This is a genomic window from Mesorhizobium sp. IMUNJ 23033, from assembly GCF_044778005.1.
GTDB lineage: Bacteria > Pseudomonadota > Alphaproteobacteria > Rhizobiales > Rhizobiaceae > Mesorhizobium > Mesorhizobium amorphae_A.
The window spans coordinates 182,118-198,891 of the sequence record NZ_JBJACT010000010.1 but is presented as its reverse complement, the minus strand read 5'-3'; the positions used below and the strand labels follow the sequence as shown (position 1 = coordinate 198,891).

Below are 16,774 nucleotides of genomic sequence, written 5' to 3'. Positions count from 1 at the left end.
CGACAACTCCGCAAAAGGAGTGACAGCCGCCAACGCTGCGTCGATCATTTCTTCGGTAATTTCGGTGCCGGCCTGTCGAGAATCTGATGACATTTTCGGTCCTAGTACGTCAAGTATATAATTAGGATTATATTCCTAATAGAGCTGAGGCCGGCAAGTATTTTTCGCTGCCGAGTGCGACCGTTGATGATGCACATCGCAGCGACAAGCACCTTTGCGCTTGCCTTGAAGGCATCTATTTTGGAGGGTAGTAGCCGCTCGTGGGCACAGAATGTCGGTACTGCCTTTCTTAAGAATTTACGCGCCGCTAAACGCGGTGCTGGCTGCGCCTGGGCTTCTGGCGGTGGCTGCGCTCACGATACCGGACATGTCCGGACGAACCAGACTGGTTCTGGCTGCCCTGCTCGCTGTCATTTGGGGCGCCTATCTCCTGCAGATGGCGGCGACGCTGCTCAAGCGCCGGGCGGGAGACGTTCGGAACAGGACGCCGGCAATCGCCATCGATGTGCTCGCGGTCTTGGTTCCACTCGCGGCATTTCTGCTCGTCGGCACGCCCGACCGAAGCCTCTACTGTGCTGTCTGGCTACTGAAACCGCTGCGCGACTCGACTTTCTTCCCGGTGCTGGGCAGGGTGCTGGCCAACGAAGCGCGCAATCTGATCGGCGTCACCACCCTCTTCGGCGTCGTTCTGTTCGCTGTCGCGCTCGCGGCCTATGTCATCGAGCGCGACATCCAACCGGAAAAGTTCGGCAGCATCCCCCAGGCAATGTGGTGGGCGGTGGTCACCCTGTCCACCACAGGCTATGGCGACGCTATTCCGCAAAGCTTCGCCGGCCGCGTCCTTGCCGGGGGGGTCATGATGAGTGGCATCGGCATCTTCGCGCTCTGGGCTGGCATTCTTGCCACCGGCTTCTATCAAGAAGTCCGTCGCGCGGATTTCGTCCGTAATTGGCAATTGGTCGCCGCCGTGCCGTTGTTTCAGAAGCTCGGCCCGGCCGTGCTGGTCGAGATCGTGCGCGCGTTAAGACCTCGCACGGTGCCGGCGGGCGGCGTGATCTGCCGCAATGGCGAGCCCGGTGATCAGATGTTCTTCGTCGTGGAGGGACGCGTCAGCGTCGCGACGCCGAACCCGGTGGAGCTTGGCCCCGGCGCCTTCTTCGGTGAGATGGCGCTGATCAGCGGCGAACCGCGTTCGGCGACCGTCAGCGCCGCAACGGTGGTCTCACTCCTGTCGCTGCACTCGGCGGATTTCCAGATGCTGTGCAGCAGCAGCCCGGAGATCGCGGAAGTCATCCGCAAGACCGCGCTCGAGCGGCGCGGCGCGGCACCGACTTGACCGAAGGTGTGCAGTCCGGACTTCGGCTCTATCGGCCACGCGCGGAGGTTTGGTTGACGCGGTCCTGATCCTTCTTGGCCATTGTCATTCCTCCCGAAAGTCTTGCAAAGAGGCGTGCCGCAAGTCGTCCTCGCCCCGCAGGTGCTTCACACGGCCGATCAGCCCCGGCTTGACCCATTGCGTCGCCGGCCGCTTCATGCCCTTCGGCGGTGGCCCTGCATGTTCCCGGACGCGCTCCCAGAGGCGTTCCCGCATCTCGCGGTTCAAGGTGATGAACGCCGATCCGACATAGCGCCCTGTGCCGCGCTCGGCCATCAGAGCGAATGCTGGCTTGCCGGCCTCTCGCTCAACGCCGAGCAGATCGTATTCCGCGATCGCATAGCATTTCGCCTTCAGCCAATTCGTCGACGGGCCGCTTCGATATTTGCTGTCTTTCCGCTTCGAAACCATGCCCTCGAGCCCGGCCTGGTCGACCAGATGGAAGATCGCCTTTGCATCGCCCGGAAGCGCCTGGCTAAATTGAATGCGACCGCCGTCCGGTATCATCTCGGCCAGGATCTCGCGACGATCCTCCAGCGGCATGTCGCGCAGATCATGGCCGTTGAGGTGCAACAGATCGAAGGCGACGAAGTAGAGGTCGTGCTGGCGCCTGGTGATGGCCTTTCGCAGCCGAAGTCAGACAGACCGGCATCGTTTGAGTTGGCTGGCGCTGGATAGAGGCCCCACAAGCCACCCCACCCCCCGGCTGCCGATGAAGCCGGGGGTTGCTCAGTCGACCCAGCGGAGATTAACTCACATCCGGTTGCAATGAGCTATGGAGTGACGAGGACCAGCAGTTGGCTGTGGGATCGTCTGCGCGAGAAGGTCCAGCGTTCGTGGGCGCCATCTAGTGTAAAAGCGTTGCCCTCCGTGCTATAAATGGACTACCGGCGCCGACCTCGACGCCGTCCTAGGCCGACCGCCATTGCAGCATGCCCAAGGACGTATGTGCCGCAACATGGGCTCAAGCCACCCGCCGCACATCCGTTGTGGATTGGCCCGCGAGGAGGGATCAGCATGTCAGAACGTCTCGACATAGGCCCGCTGCAACCTGGCGAAACGGCGCCCAATTTCGTGCTCGACGCGATTACCCGCGAGGGCAAGATCGCCATCGACGATTTCCGAGGCGAGAAACCAGTGCTGGTTGGGCTGTATCGAGGTCTCCATTGTCCGTTTTGCAGGCGTCATATCGCGACGGTTTCGCTGCTCACACCAGCCCTCAACGAGAAGGGCATCGAAAGCCTCACGGTGGTGAACACGCCCATCGAGCGGGCGCGCCTTTATCTGCGGTACCATCCGATGCTCCGCCTGCTCGCGGCATCCGATCCGGAGCGGACTTCACACCGCGCCTTTGGATTGCCGAATATGCAGATCACCGAAGACGAGAGCGCATGGCCGCAAAAGGCTTCGATGAGCGATGTGAAGGCGATGCGGCTCAACGTGCCGGGCGAAATGCCTGAGCCGATGGATCCGTTTGCCACGCTCGAATATCTGAACAAAAAAGACAATTACGATATCACTGAAGCGGACCAGCAAATGATTGCGACCGGCGTGGGCCAGCTCATGGGCCAGTTCCTGCTCGACCGCAACGGCGTCGTTCGCTGGACGTTCTCCGAGGTTTTCGATGGCGGCTTGGGCGCCCACCCGAACTCTGAGGCGATGATGTCGGTCGCGTCGCAAATCGGAAGGTAAGGCGCAGCCTCGGTAGTGGGGCTAGGCGCAGGATTACGCGAAGTTGGCGGCCGTCGCCTGATAGGGGGCCCCACAAACCGCCCCCACCCCCGCCTGTCGGTAAATCCCGGTGGCCCCGGCGGCCGACGATCAGGAGGAGTCCGGCCGGGTCAGTCTGAGACAATTTCGTAGTGAAGAACCTGAGCGTCGCTGAGGGACAACCTCAGTCCAGGCGAGATGACGCCGGAGCCGAAGAGGAGAATATCTTCGCGGCGTACGAATACTTCATGGCCGGGCCCCATCGACACAAATGTGCCCGACGAGCTTCGCTCGACAAGCCGGGCCCTGCCATTCGAAATAGTGAAGGTCGCGTGGTGCCTTGAAACCCAGGGCCGCTCGATGACAATATTGCATTCCGGAGATCGGCCGATGGTCACGAATTCGTTGTTTCGACAGGATCGCAACTGATCTCCATAGCGGATGACCAGATTGATCTGCCGCAGCGAGGCGGAGCGCGTATCGGTAATTGTGCCCCGGCTGGTGATCTGCGTACCGAGGGCCCCATCGTCGCTCCACAGGGTATAGACATCGAAGAGTTCTTGCTTCCCCTTCAAGGCCATTTTGTCGAGGAGCCGCAGTGCCCTGCGGCTTCTTGCGGAAAGGGCTTCGCAGAAGCTCTGGCTGATCAGCACCTCCCCGGGGTTGGCCGTGGTGGACAACCTTGCGGTGACATTGACAGCGTCACCGAATACCTCGCCCCGCGTGCGAATGACCGCCCCGAAATGCAATCCGATACGGGCGCTCAACGGCCCTTTCGTCAGTTGGCGGCTGATTTGGCAGACGGCCCTCAGCGCCGCCTCCGGGTTCTCGAACAGGCTGAGTACGTCATCGCCTTTCGAGTGAATGAAATCACCGCCGTGCCGGGCGACGATCTCGCGCATCGCGTCCAGGCAATCCGAGACCTGCTGCAGAGCGGCATCGTCGCCGATGCGCTCATAGAGGGGCGTGCTGCCCACGACATCAGCTAAGAGGACTGCGGCTAGAAGTCTTTCCTGATCCATCGATCTCGTATCCGCACCGAGAACGCAGCGTATATAACACACCAAAGTTGCCTTTAACTTATCTAATTGCGCGCCTGGGGGCCGGGGCGGTGCTTCGGCGTGATCGTCTCGGACGGACAGGCGTCTGCCTTCACTCATCTCGCCAAATCACCCGCTTCTCCCACCTGATTTCCTTCGTGCGCCGCAATCGCGCCCAGAAAAATCTCTCCAAATTCCCTGAGCTTCGCCGCCCCGACGCCATTCACTTCGGCGAAGGCGTCGAGGTCGCTTGGGCAGCGCGCGGCCATGTCGATCAGCGTGCGATCGGAGAAGATCACATAGGCCGGCATCTGGCGCTCCTTGGCGAGCCGCAGCCGCAGTGTCTTGAGCGCGGCCAGCAGCGAGGCATCCAGGCCTTCCGTATCGATGGCGGCACCTTGGGCGGCACGCATCTTGCCGCGGCGCTGCCGCGTCTCGACACGGTAGAGGAACGGAATCTCGCCACGGCCGAGCGCATGGCCCTTCTCGGCGATGGCGAGGCCGCCATGGCCCTCCGGATCCGGCATCAGAAACCCGCCCGCGACGAGCTGCCGTATCAGCGACAGCCAGAAATCCTTCTTGTGCGCCACGCCGCTGCCGAAGCTGGCGAGCCTATGGTGACTCCTGGCCAGGATCTTCTCGGTTTCATGGCCGAGGAGCACATCGATGACATGGGCGGCGCCGAAGCGTTCGCCGGTCTGCGCGATCGCCGCCAGGATGATCCGCGCCTCGGCGGCGCCATCGGCGCGCGGCACCTGATCCAGGCAATTGTCGCAATTGCCGCAGGACGACGCTTCCTCGCCGAAATAGCCGAGCAGCACCTGGCGCCGGCATTCGGCCGTCTCGCAATAGCCGATCAGCGTGTCGAGCCGGCCATGCGAGCGCCTCTTGTGCTCCGCCGGCGTCGCCTCGTCCTCGATGAAAAGCCGACGCATGCGGATATCGCCGAGGCCGAACAGCATGCGAGCCTCTGCCGGCCGCCCGTCGCGACCGGCGCGGCCGATCTCCTGGTAGTAGGCCTCCAGGCTGCCCGGAAGATCGGTGTGAAACACATAGGCGACATCGGGCTTGTCGATACCCATGCCGAAGGCGATGGTCGCCACCATCACCACGCCGGGCGAGGTCATGAAGCTGTTCTGGTTGGCGTCGCGCGCCTCCTTGCTCATGCCGGCATGATAGGCGAGCGCGGTGACGCCGTTCTTCTCGAGGAACGCCGCCACATCCTCCGTCTTCTTGCGCGACAGGCAGTAGACGATGCCGCTGCGGCCGGCATGACGGCGCACGAAATCCAGCAGCTGGCGCTTGCTGTCCTGCTTGGGCTCGATGCCGAGCTTGATGTTCGGCCGGTCGAAACCCAGCACCAGCGTTTCGACGCGCCCGGCAAACAGCCGCGCCTCTATATCAGTGCGCGTGGCCTCGTCCGCCGTCGCCGTCAGCGCGATGATCGGCACTTTCTTAAAAATGTCGCGCAGCCGCGACAGCTCCTCATATTCGCGCCGGAACGCCGGCCCCCATTGCGAGATGCAATGCGCCTCGTCGATGGCGATCAGGCTGATGTCCAGCCTGGCAAGCGCGTCGAGCATGCGATCGGTCATCAGCCGTTCCGGCGCGAGATAGAGCAGCCGCGTCTGGCCCGCCGCGACGCGGCGCCATGCCGCGACATTGGCCTCGCGGTCGAAAGAGGAATTGATCGTGTCGGCGGCGACGCCGGCAAGGCGCAGCGCCGCAACCTGGTCCTGCATCAGCGCCACCAGCGGCGAAACGACGATGGTGAGCCCGCCCAGGACCAGGGCCGGCACCTGGTAGCAGAGCGACTTGCCCGCACCCGTCGGCATGACGGCCAGCACGTGACGCCCGGCCAGCAATGCCTCCGTCACGGCTGCCTGGCCGGGGCGGAAATCGTCGAAGCCGAACACGTCCTTCAGGACGCGCCGCCTGGCGTTGTGTTCGTCCGCAGGGACGTTTGCAGCCGATATCTGCATCACCTTCTCGCCCGCTGTTGAAATGCGTGCGCGGATTTGAGTCCGCCCGCGCGATTCCGCTGGCGTTCGACTCGCCAAAAGACCTGCCGTCCTGCTTGGCCGATAAAGCTGGGTAGTTCCAGCCCTGTTAAGTCTATTTTCACCATCATGCGGCACGCTTGCGGTCCTGCGGCGATGTTTTGAGTACCGCGGCGCCACAAGCGCCCAGGCAACACACCCGCGCCTCTCCGGAGGCGCGGGTTTTCCATTTCTGGAATGGCCCGAAAAAGGTCAGCCGAGGAAATCGGCGCGCTGCGGCGTGAAACTGTCGACCAGGCGTCCGGCCTCAAGTGCCTTGACGCCATGCACCAGATTGGACGGGACGATGAAGCTGCTGCCCGCGTCCAGAATCTCGCTCCTGCCGTCGATGGTGACCTCGAAGCGGCCTTCGGCGACATAGCTCGCCTGCACATGCGGATGCGAATGCAGCGCACCGATGCCCCCCTTGTCGAAGGCGAACTCGACCATCATCAATTCGTCGGTGTGGAGAAGCACGCGGCGGCGATTGCCGTCGGGCGTCGGCGTCCATGCGCCCTCGCCGGCATGCCGGAAGAGTTTCGTCGCGGTCATTTGCCCGTCCTCATCGCGCCAGCCAGCCGCCATCCACCGGCACCACGGCGCCATGCACATAGTTGGACGCCGGCGCCAGCAGGAAGACGGCGGCATCGCCAATATCCTCCGGTCTGCCCCAGCGTCCCGCCGGAATGCGTGCCAGGATGGCGGCGCTGCGGTCGGGATCGGCACGCAGCGCCTCGGTATTGTTGGTCTCGATATAACCCGGCGCGATGGCGTTGACGTTGATGCCTTTTGCCGCCCATTCGCAGGCGAGCAGCCTTGTGATGCCGAGCACGCCATGCTTCGACGCCGTGTAGGAGGCGACGCGGATGCCACCCTGGAAGCTGAGCACCGAGGCGATGTTGACGATCTTGCCGCGCCGTCCCGGATCGGCAAGCACGCGCCTGGCAAAGCCCTGGCTGAGCATGAAAACCGTCTTCAGATTGACGTCGATGACGTCGTCCCAGTCGGTCTCTGTCAAATCGACGGCGTCGGCACGCCGAATGATACCGGCATTGTTGACCAGCCCGTCGAGCGGCCGACTTTCATGCCAGACCTGGTCGAGCATCGCCTGGGCAGCCATCGGATCGGCTAGATCGCAGCGCACTGCCTCGAAACTTCCACCCACACCCGCGACCTTGCCAGCCGTCTCGTCCATAGCCGAGCGGCCGACGCCAACAACCCAACCACCGGCGCGCGCGATCGATACGGCGATGCCCTGGCCGATGCCGGTGTTGGCGCCAGTGACCAGAATGCGCTTGCCGGCGAGGCTGAAGGCCGACAGATCGCTCATCGCAATTCATCCATCGCCACCGGGTCGACATCGGTGTAGTCGACATTGTCGCCGGCCATAGCCCAGATGAAGGCGTAGCTGGAGGTGCCGGCGCCCGAATGGATCGACCATCCCGGCGACAGCACGGCCTCTTCATTGCGCATGACCAGATGGCGTGTTTCGTCCGGCTCGCCCATGAAATGAAACACCCGCGCCGTCTCCGGCAGGTCGAAATAAAGATAGGCCTCCATGCGCCGGTCATGGACATGGCACGGCATGGTGTTCCAGATGGAGCCTGGCGCCAGTTGCGTCATGCCGACGACCAGCTGGCAGGTTTTTGGTTCCTCCGCATGGATGAACTGGAAGATCGAGCGCTCGTTGCAGGTGTCCTTGCTGCCGAGGTCGAGCCGCTTGGCGTCACCGATGCGGATCAGCCGGTTCGGATGGGCCTGATGCGCCGGCGCGCTCAGCAGATAGAATTTTGCCGGCACGGCCGGATCGGCCGATGCGAAAGAAACATCCTGCGTGCCCATGCCCAGATAGAGCATGTCGCGCGCCGCGAGATCGTACGAGTGGCCGCCTGCTTCGATTGCGCCGGCGCCGCCGATATTGACGGCGATCAGTTCGCGTCGATCGAGGAACGCCTTCGTGCCGGTCGGCTTGATCGTTTCCAGCGGCAACACCGAACCGACCGGCATCGCACCGCCGACGATCATGCGGTCGTAGTGGGTGTAGGTCAGGCTGACGCGATCGGCCTGGAACAGCCCGTCGATATGGAAATGGTGGCGCAGCTCATCGGTGCCCATGGCCGCCGCGGCGGCCGGGTCAATGCCGAAGCGCGAGGAAAAATCGGTGTGTTTCTGATCCATGCTACCTGCTTGAAATCTTCACTCTGTCGAGGCGGCTTTCACCGAGTTGGCGTAGAAGGCCTGCCGCGCCTGCAGGCGCTCGCGATAGCGCTGCTGGCTGGCGGAGAGATGCGCGCGCATCGCTTCGCGCGCGGCCGCCGCGTCGCCGGCCGAAATCGCGTTCAGGATCACCAGATGCTCGCGCTGCAGTCCGCGCTGGTAGCTGTCGGACTGCACGAGCTCGGTCGACCAGGGCGAGGTGACGTCGCAAGGAATGGCGCGGCGTCCGAGCACATCGAGCATCTCGACATAGAACGGATTGTTGGTGGCGCTGGCGATCGCGCGGTGGAAAGCAAGGTCGGCGGGGCCGGTCGGCTCGCTGGCAAGCAGCAGCCGCTCGAATTCGAAGAAGGCTTCCTGGATCGCCGCTTCCTGCGCCGCGTTGCGGCGGATGGCGGCGAGTCCGGCCGATTCGATCTCGATCGCCAGACGCACTTCGAGCACGTTGAGCGCGATCGAATCCTTGCTGCCCATGTCGGCAGCAAGAGCCCCGAACATCGTCGAGATGTGCTCGGTGACGAAGACGCCGGCGCCCTGGCGCGGCTCGACCAGCCCGTCGGCGGCAAGCTTGGCCAGCGCCTCGCGGATGACGGTGCGGCTGACGCCGAAGGTCTCGGTCAGCTGGCCCTCGGTCGGCAACTTCTGTCCCGGCTGGATCTCGCCCGCCTGCAATTGCTTGCGGATCGCCGTGACGACCGTCTCCGAAAGCTTTGGCTTGCGCTCGACCCTGAGGTCGGTAGCGGTGTCCGATGCCATGTCGCTCCCCTATTTGAACACGCTCGGCAACCAGAGCGAGATCGCCGGAATATACGTTACCAGCCCGAGAACCACGATACCCGCGCCATAGAACGGCCAGATCGAGCGCATCGCTTCCCACACCGTGATCTTGCCGACGGCGCAGGCGACGAACTGCACCGTGCCGACCGGCGGCGTGTTCAGCCCGATGCCGAGATTGAGGATGGTGATGACGCCGAAATGCACCGGATCGACGCCATAATGCGTCACCAGCGGCAGGAAGATCGGCGTGCAGATGATGATCATCGGCCCCATGTCCATGAAGGTGCCGAGCAGCAGCATCAGGACGTTGAGCAGCAGGAGCACGACCAGCGGATCGGTGGAGATGGCGTTCATGCCGGCGATCAAGGCCGCCGGCACCCTGAGATAGGCCATCAGCCAGCTGAACGAAGCGGCCATGCCGATGATCAAAAGCACCATTGCCGTGGTCCGCACCGCGCCCTTCGTGGCGTGGACGAAGTCGTTCCACCGCATCGAGCGATAGCCAAGGACGGTGACCAGTAGAGCGTAGATGACGGCGATGCAGGAGCTTTCGCTGGCCGTGAAGACGCCCGAACGGACGCCGCCGAAAATAATACCGATTAGCAGCAGTCCGGGAATGGAGATGAGGAACAGCCGGCCCGCCCTGGCGAAGCCGGGAAACGGTTCGGTGGGATAGCCGCGGTGGCGCGCCACGACATAGGCGGTGACCATCAGCGACGCGGCGAGCAGAAGGCCCGGCAGGATGCCGGCGGTGAAAAGGTCGGCGATCGAGATCTTGCCGCCACCCGAAATCGAATAGATGATCATGTTCTGCGACGGCGGCAACAAGAGCGCGATCAGCGCCGCCATCGAGGTGACGTTGACGGCGTAGTCGGCGCCGTAGCCGCGCTCCTTCATCTGCGGGATCATCAACCCGCCAACGGCCGCGGCCTCCGCAACCGCCGAACCGGAAATGCCGCCGAACATGGTGGCGGCGATGATGTTGACCTGGCCGAGGCCGCCGCGCATATGCCCGACGAGCGAGCCGGCGAAGGCGACGATGCGCTGCGCGATGCCGCCGCGCACCATCAGATCGCCCGCATAGATGAAGAACGGGATCGCCATAAGCGAAAACACGCTCATGCCGGAATTCAACCGCTGGAACACCACCAGCGGCGGCAGGCCGAGATAGACGATGGTGGCGAAGCTGGCGGCGCCGAGGCAGAACGCGATCGGCGTGCCTATGAACATAAGCAGTGTGAAGACGCCGAACAGGATCCAGATTTCCATCTACGCCTCCTGCACCGCTGGCATTTCGGGCACCTCTTCGAGATTGATATCCTTGTCGACGTCGATCCCAGCCCATCTGAGCAACATGCGCTCCAGCGAAAACAGGCTGATGAGCCCGCCGCCCGCGGTCAGCGGCAGGTAGTCGAAGCCGCCGGGAAGCCCGAGCGCCGGGATGGTCGAATGCCAGGTCAGCGCAACCAGCTTGATTCCGTACCACACCATACCGATGCCGAAGGCGAATGCGACAAGGTCGGAGATGGTCCGCAGCGCGCCCTTGCTGCCCTTGGGCAGGACATAGAGCAGCACGTCGAATCCCATGTGGAAATTCTCGCGCACACCGACGGCGGCGCCGAGGAAGATGAACCAGCTCATCACCATGATGGCGCTGGTCTCGGTCCAGCTCGGCGACGCGTTGAGCACGAAACGGGAGAACACCTGGTAGGCGACAAGTGCTGTCATGGCGGCCAGCCCGGTGCCGGCCAGATACAACGCGCCATCGCAGACCCTCGAAAGAGCGGCGCTGACGCGCTGCATGTGCAGCGCCTTGCTCCTTGCCGGTTCTGTCGCCATCTGGGCCTCCCAAAAACCTGTCAAAATGGTTGCGGGGCGGCCGCGATAGCCGGCCCCGCAATCAACCTCACTCGGTCGCCTGGATGCGTGCGGCGAGATCCTTCAGCTCGGGCGTCGACAGATACTTGTCGTAGACCGGCTTCATCGCATCGATCAGCGGCTGCTTGTCGATCTCGCTGACCTTGACGCCGGCCTTTTCGACGATGTCGCGCGACTTTTTCTCCTGCGCGTCCCACAATTCGCGCATCTTGACGACGCTGTCCTTGGCCGCCTGCCTGACGATCGCCTGGTCCTCCGGCGACAGCTTTTCCCAGCTCGCTTTCGACATCACCAGCACCTCGGGCACGATCTGGTGCTGGTCGATCGTGTAGTGCTTGGCGACCTCGTAGTGCTTGGCGGATTCAAAGCTCGGCCAATTGTTCTCGGCACCGTCGATGACGCCGGTCTCCAGCGCCGAATAGACCTCGCCATAGGCCATCGGCGTCGCGTTGGCGCCAAGCGCATTGACCATGTCGACGAACACGTCCGACTGGATGACGCGGAACTTCATGCCCTTCAGGTCGGCAATCGAGGTGATGTCCTTCTTGGTGTTGTAGAAGGAGCGCGCGCCGGAATCGTAGAAGGCCAGGCCGACCAGGCCGTGCGCCTCGAACGCTTTTAGGATCTGGTCGCCGATCGGCCCGTCCATGACGTGGCGCATCTGGTCGACAGAGCGGAAGATATAGGGCAGCGACGGCACTTGTGTCTCCGGCACGATGCCGTTGAACGGCCCCATCGAAACACGATTGAGGTCGATGACGCCGGTCTGCGTCTGCTCGATCGTGTCCTTCTCCTCACCGAGCTGCGCCGAATGATAGACCTCGACCGAATAGCGGCCGCTGGTGCGCTGCTTGATCAGCTCGCCCATATATTTGACCGCCTCGACGGTCGGATAGCCGTCCGGATGGGTGTCGGCCGAGCGCAGCACGGTTTCGGCATGGGCCATGCCAACCAGCAGCGCGCCGAAGGCGAATGTGGCTGCCGTCAATTTCGAAAGATGCAACATGACTTCCTCCCTTTAGATCGTTGCGCCCGGCTCAGAGCCGGTACGCCTTTTTTGCAAGCGTGTAGGCAAGCTCCCGCGCCAGTTCGTGCGCCTCGTCCTCGCGCAGCCGGCGCTCGGCGACGAGACGCGCGAGGAAGGCGCAATCGACCCGGCGCGCCACGTCGTGACGCGCGAGTATGGACGGGAAGGCACGGGTGTCGTCGTTGAAACCGACGGTGTTGTAGAAACCGGCCGTCTCGGTGGTCATTTCGCGGAAACGGCGCATGCCTTCCGGGCTGTCATGGAACCACCAGGCCGGTCCGAGCTTCAGCGCCGGATAGACACCTGCGAGCGGCGCCAGTTCGCGCGCATAGCTAGTCTCGTCGAGCGTGAACAAAATGACCGTGAGATCGCGCTCCAGCCCGACGCAGTCGAGCAGCGGCTTCAGGGCCGCCGCATAGTCGGTCCGGGTCGGGATGTCGAAACCCTTGTCGCGGCCGAACTTCTGGAAAATAGCCGGCGAATGATTCCGCCAGGAGCCGGGATGGATCTGAAGGACCAGCCCGTCGTCCCGGCTCATCTTGGCCATTTCGGTCAGCATCTGGGCGCGAAACAGCTTTCGTTCGCGCTCGTCGTCGGAGCCTCGTCGGATGCGGCTGAACAGTTCCGCGGCCGCCGCGTCAGAAAGGTTGGCGGTCTCCGCCGTCGGATGGCCGTGGTCGGACGATGTCGCGCCGAACTCCTTGAAATAGGCGCGCCGCCGGCGGTGCGCATCGAGATAGCCGGCCCATATGCCGGTGTCGCAACCGGTGATCTCGCCCAACCGGTCGAGATTGGCCGCAAACCCCTCGAAATCGGGATCGACGACGGCATCCGGCCGGTAGGCGGTGACCACGCGGCCCTGCCAGCCGCTGTCGCGGATCGTCCTGTGCCATCTGAGATCGTCGAGCGCGCCCTCGGTCGTCGCGATCACCTCGATGTTGAAGCGCTCGAACAAAGCGCGCGGGCGGTAGTCGTCGCGTTGCAGCAATGTTGCGATCGTATCGTAGTGGCGGTCCGCCGTGCTGGCGTTCAGCGGTTCCTCGATGCCGAACAGATGGGCGAACACATGGTCGAGCCACAGCCGGGTCGGAGTGCCGCGAAACAGAAAATAATGCTCGGCGAAGCGCCGCCAGATCACTCGGCCGTCGGTCTCCACAGATCCGCCGTCCAAGGTCGGCACGCCGAGGTCCTCGAGCCGCACGCCCTGGCTGAGCAGCATGCGGAAAATGTAGTGGTCGGGCACGACGAGCAATTGCGCCGGATCGGGGAACGGCTCGTTGCGCGCATACCAGCGCGGATCGGTGTGGCCATGCGGGCTGACGATGGGCAGGTCCTTGACCCCGGCGTAGAGGTCGCGGGCAAGCGCAAGCTGGCGCCCTTCGGCGGCAAACAGCAGATCCGGATCGGTCAATCCTGCCACGTTGGTCCTCCCAGGGCCGCTATCGGTAGGATTGGACAGAAATAATGTCAACATACAAAAATTAGATTGTTGTATGATGACTTTTCGGTCCATTGTGTGGCGGGAAAGCGGGTGATACGCCGCTTGCCGACCCATCCTCGGGACGATTTCACGACGTCCGATCGGACACTGCCCATGATGAACAGACGCCTTTCCAACGCCACGGTGCCGGAACTGCCTGCTGCAACCGCCGTGCCTTCATATGACCGCAACAGCATCGCGCCAGGCATCGTCCATCTCGGCGTCGGCGCCTTCCATCGTGCCCACCAGGCCGTCTATGTCGACGACTGCCTGGCGGCGGGCGAGACGGATTGGGGCATTGTTGGCGTTTCCTTGCGCAGCCCCGACACGCGCGATGCGCTGGCGCCGCAGGACGGGCTCTACACGCTGGCGGTCAGGAGCAGCGGCGGCGAACAACTGCGCGTCGTCGGCTCGATCCTGTCGATGCTGGTGGCGCCGGAGGATCCGGGCGCGGTGCTGGCCATGCTCACCGATCCGCGCACCCGCATCGTCACGCTGACGATCACCGAAAAGGCCTATCTGAGGGCAGCGGGCGGCGGGCTGGACGCCGCCCATCCCGACATTGTCCATGACCTGGCGAACCCGCATGCGCCGAAGACCGCGCATGGCTTCCTGAGGGAGGCACTGGCGCGCCGCCGCGCCGCCGGCACGCCGGCCTTCACCGTGCTCAGCTGCGACAATCTCCCGGCCAACGGTGCCACGCTGCACCGGCTGCTGGTCGAGTTCGCCGCGCTGCATGATGCCGCGTCTGGCGATGCCGACCTCGCCCGTCATATCGCCGACGAGATCGCCTTCCCGTCGAGCATGGTCGACCGCATCGTGCCGGCGACCACCGATGCCGACCGGGCGAGGATCGCTGGAGAGCTGGGCGTCGAGGACGCCTGGCCGGTGATGACCGAGCCATTCTGCCAATGGGTGATCGAGGACGACTTCCCTACAGGACGACCAGCTTGGGAAAAGCTCGGCGCCACCATGGTCGGCGACGTCGAGCCCTTCGAGGACATGAAGTTGAGATTGCTCAACGGCTCGCATTCGGCGATCGCCTATCTCGGCCTGCTCAGCGGCCATGCGACGGTCGACCGCGCCTTCGCCGATCCGACGATCCGGCAGTTCGTCGACAGGCTGTGGGCCGAAGCCATCCCGACGTTGCCCGAGGACGCCGGGCTCGACACAGCCGCCTATACGGCAGAGCTCGCCGAGCGTTTTTCCAATACGGCACTCGCCCACCGAACGGCGCAGATCGCCAATGACGGCAGCCAGAAATTGCCGCAGCGCATCGTCGCCTCCGCCGTCGAGTGCATCGAAGCCGGCACTGAGCTGGTGCATCTCACACTGGTGGTGGCCGCCTGGATCGCCGCCTGCGCGGCGCGTGGCAAAACCTTGCCGGAAGCTCACTTCACCGATCCGCTCGACGCGGCACTGACGCCACTTTTGGGCCAGCAACTGCCGGCGAACGAAACCGTGGCGGCAGTGTTCGACCTGGCCGGCTTCGCCAGGGACCATGCCGAGCGCCAGACGCTGATCGAGCTCGTGGCCGTCCATCTCGTGCATCTGCGCCGGGACGGTCCGGCTCTGGCCTTCGCCGCGCTCGGCATAGAGAGCGAATAATTATAGGCCGGACCTCGAACTGGCTCGAACCCGGCTCGCTTCAGACTTACTTGCCGACCGAACCATCCAGCGTCTGCCGAGTCGAATAGTCGGTGCCTTTGGAATTCCAAAACAGCCGTACGGCCTTGCCGACCAGATTTTCATGGGGAACAAATCCGACAGAGAACCGGCTGTCGGAGGCATTGTCGCGATTGTCGCCAAGCACGAAATAGTGGCCCTCGGGGATCTCGAACTCGCGCGTGTTGTCGCCGATGGAATTGCCTGACAGGTCGAGAACGGAATGGGTGACACCCGGCAGGATTTCGCGTTGAAGTTTGGCTTTCGAGAACTCTTCGGACGAAAAAGAACCGATATCCTCGAGTCCAACCGCCACATCGTTGATGTGAAGCACCCCATCAATGATCTGGATCTTCTCGCCGGGGAGGCCGACGATCCGCTGGATGTAGTCCACGGTAGGGTCTGGCGGGAATTTGAAGGCCACCACATCCCCCCTCTTGGGTTCCGCGCCGAATATCCGCCCTTCGATCGGCAGCAAACCGAAGGGAACGCTGTGGCGGCTGTAGCCGTATGCGAATTTGGAGACGAAGAGATGGTCCCCTTCCGCGAGCGTTGGCACCATGCTGCTGGACGAAATCGAAAACGGCTGGAGCAGGAACGCGCGTATTGCAAATGCAGCCGGATACGAGGTCAGAAAGACGAGCACCAGCACCGAAAACCCATGTGCGTACCATTTGTCCGGCTTGAACCGTGGCGCGAAGGGCAAGACGAGCGCCACCCACAAGACCATCAACCCGATACCTGAAAGATTGGCCAACCAGCCAAGATCGACGCCCGGCAACACCGGAAAACCGGTGTAGGTGATCGCGAAAGTGATGGCGCAAATGACCACCAGGCTGGCGACGGCCAGTTTGCCGCTGCCAATCCACAGGAATCCACCGAACGGGCCGCCAAAGGCCGACACCAGGGCCGTCGACCACCTGGATCGCGAGCCTGTTTCTCGTTGCGCTGTTTCTTCCGTCATCGGCCGCTCCCCATGCCAAGGCAGCAGGACTGTCCACCAAAGAAAAAAGCGGGGCAAGCCCGCTTTTTCAATCTATTGGTGTGGGGTGCCTCAAGCCGGCAGGATGGCGCCTTCCAGCGTGGTGAGCTGGCTAAGAAATTGCTCGGCCTTGCTGCGGGCCTCGTCGTCCTTGGCGTCGGCTGCGTCTTCCCTGGCTTCCTGGATGCGGCGGGCGAGGTCGGTGCGGTCAATGTCGCCGACGGCGACCGCCGATTCGGCGAGCAGCGTGCAGCCTGAAGGAACGATGTCGGCAAAGCCGCCGAACACCACATAACGCTCTTCCTTGCCGGCAGCGGTCTTCACCGTGACGACGCCCGGCTTGATCGTGGTCATGACCGGCGCGTGATGCGCCATCACGGTCATCTCGCCTTCGGCGCCCGGAATGACGACGAACTCGACCTGCTCGGACACCAGCAGCCGCTCCGGCGAGACCAGTTCGAATTGGAAAGCTTCAGCCATGATCATTTTAGTGAGGAGGGAATAGTGAGTAGTCAGTAGTGAAGGGGTCCAGTTGGCCCAACTCACTCACCTGCTATTCTCTACTCACTACTCACTACTCCCTA

General features: G+C 63.2%; 15 protein-coding genes and 1 pseudogene. 3 read left to right on the top strand and 13 right to left on the bottom strand.

Annotated elements, in window-relative coordinates; all coding sequences use genetic code 11:
* Positions 1-271: 271 nt before the first annotated feature.
* Positions 272-1,336 carry a cyclic nucleotide-gated potassium channel gene (locus ACFX5Q_RS14130; protein ID WP_404278764.1) on the top strand — a complete coding sequence of 355 codons (1,065 nt, stop codon included), beginning with the start codon at positions 272-274 and terminating at the stop codon, positions 1,334-1,336.
* Positions 1,337-1,420: 84 nt separating this feature from the next.
* Here ACFX5Q_RS14130 and ACFX5Q_RS14125 read toward each other — a convergent pair.
* A pseudogene (locus tag ACFX5Q_RS14125) lies at positions 1,421-2,031 on the bottom strand (ATP-dependent DNA ligase); the annotation flags it as partial.
* A gap of 361 nt (positions 2,032-2,392) precedes the next feature.
* Between ACFX5Q_RS14125 and ACFX5Q_RS14120 the strand changes: the two are divergent.
* Positions 2,393-3,067 carry a peroxiredoxin-like family protein gene (locus tag ACFX5Q_RS14120; RefSeq protein ID WP_192181984.1) on the top strand — a complete coding sequence of 225 codons (675 nt, stop codon included), beginning with the start codon at positions 2,393-2,395 and terminating at the stop codon, positions 3,065-3,067.
* 149 nt (positions 3,068-3,216) lie between these two features.
* On the opposite strand, the gene ACFX5Q_RS14115 is transcribed toward ACFX5Q_RS14120, so the two are convergent.
* The 10 genes from ACFX5Q_RS14115 to uxaC all read right to left on the bottom strand — a co-directional run bounded on the left by ACFX5Q_RS14115 (position 3,217) and on the right by uxaC (position 13,483).
* Positions 3,217-4,107, bottom strand: a complete 891-nt coding sequence (locus ACFX5Q_RS14115) for an FHA domain-containing protein (RefSeq protein ID WP_404278762.1) — start codon at positions 4,105-4,107, stop codon at positions 3,217-3,219.
* A 134-nt stretch (positions 4,108-4,241) separates the two neighbouring features.
* A complete protein-coding gene (recQ, locus tag ACFX5Q_RS14110; protein ID WP_404278760.1) occupies positions 4,242-6,107 on the bottom strand; it encodes a DNA helicase RecQ in 1,866 nt (621 codons plus the stop codon).
* A gap of 270 nt (positions 6,108-6,377) precedes the next feature.
* Entirely contained in the window at positions 6,378-6,716 is a 339-nt protein-coding gene (locus tag ACFX5Q_RS14105) for a cupin domain-containing protein (protein ID WP_404278758.1), read from the bottom strand.
* 10 nt (positions 6,717-6,726) lie between these two features.
* Positions 6,727-7,494, bottom strand: a complete 768-nt coding sequence (gene kduD, locus ACFX5Q_RS14100; protein WP_404278755.1) for a 2-dehydro-3-deoxy-D-gluconate 5-dehydrogenase KduD — start codon at positions 7,492-7,494, stop codon at positions 6,727-6,729.
* Positions 7,491-8,342, bottom strand: a complete 852-nt coding sequence (kduI, locus tag ACFX5Q_RS14095; protein WP_404278753.1) for a 5-dehydro-4-deoxy-D-glucuronate isomerase — start codon at positions 8,340-8,342, stop codon at positions 7,491-7,493. Before kduI ends, kduD begins: the two co-directional genes overlap by 4 nt.
* An 18-nt stretch (positions 8,343-8,360) precedes the next feature.
* Positions 8,361-9,137 (bottom strand): FadR/GntR family transcriptional regulator, encoded by a 777-nt coding sequence (locus tag ACFX5Q_RS14090; RefSeq protein WP_404278751.1) that lies wholly within the window; start codon positions 9,135-9,137, stop codon positions 8,361-8,363.
* Between the two features lie 9 nt (positions 9,138-9,146).
* Positions 9,147-10,427, bottom strand: coding sequence for a TRAP transporter large permease (locus ACFX5Q_RS14085; RefSeq protein WP_404278749.1), 1,281 nt, complete (start codon positions 10,425-10,427; stop codon positions 9,147-9,149).
* Positions 10,428-10,997 carry a TRAP transporter small permease gene (locus ACFX5Q_RS14080; RefSeq protein WP_404278747.1) on the bottom strand — a complete coding sequence of 190 codons (570 nt, stop codon included), beginning with the start codon at positions 10,995-10,997 and terminating at the stop codon, positions 10,428-10,430. It lies immediately after the preceding gene.
* 67 nt (positions 10,998-11,064) lie between these two features.
* Positions 11,065-12,042 carry a TRAP transporter substrate-binding protein gene (locus ACFX5Q_RS14075; protein WP_404278745.1) on the bottom strand — a complete coding sequence of 326 codons (978 nt, stop codon included), beginning with the start codon at positions 12,040-12,042 and terminating at the stop codon, positions 11,065-11,067.
* 31 nt (positions 12,043-12,073) lie between these two features.
* Positions 12,074-13,483 (bottom strand): glucuronate isomerase, encoded by a 1,410-nt coding sequence (uxaC, locus tag ACFX5Q_RS14070; RefSeq protein ID WP_404278743.1) that lies wholly within the window; start codon positions 13,481-13,483, stop codon positions 12,074-12,076.
* Positions 13,484-13,657: 174 nt separating this feature from the next.
* On the opposite strand from uxaC, the gene ACFX5Q_RS14065 reads away from it, so the two are divergent.
* The gene (locus ACFX5Q_RS14065; RefSeq protein WP_404278740.1) at positions 13,658-15,151 is read left to right on the top strand and encodes a mannitol dehydrogenase family protein; all 1,494 of its coding nucleotides are present in this window, start codon (positions 13,658-13,660) and stop codon (positions 15,149-15,151) included.
* Positions 15,152-15,197: 46 nt separating this feature from the next.
* On the opposite strand, the gene lepB is transcribed toward ACFX5Q_RS14065, so the two are convergent.
* A complete protein-coding gene (lepB, locus tag ACFX5Q_RS14060; protein ID WP_404278738.1) occupies positions 15,198-16,172 on the bottom strand; it encodes a signal peptidase I in 975 nt (324 codons plus the stop codon).
* Between the two features lie 90 nt (positions 16,173-16,262).
* Positions 16,263-16,670 (bottom strand): F0F1 ATP synthase subunit epsilon, encoded by a 408-nt coding sequence (locus ACFX5Q_RS14055; protein ID WP_404278736.1) that lies wholly within the window; start codon positions 16,668-16,670, stop codon positions 16,263-16,265.
* Positions 16,671-16,774: the final 104 nt, after the last annotated feature.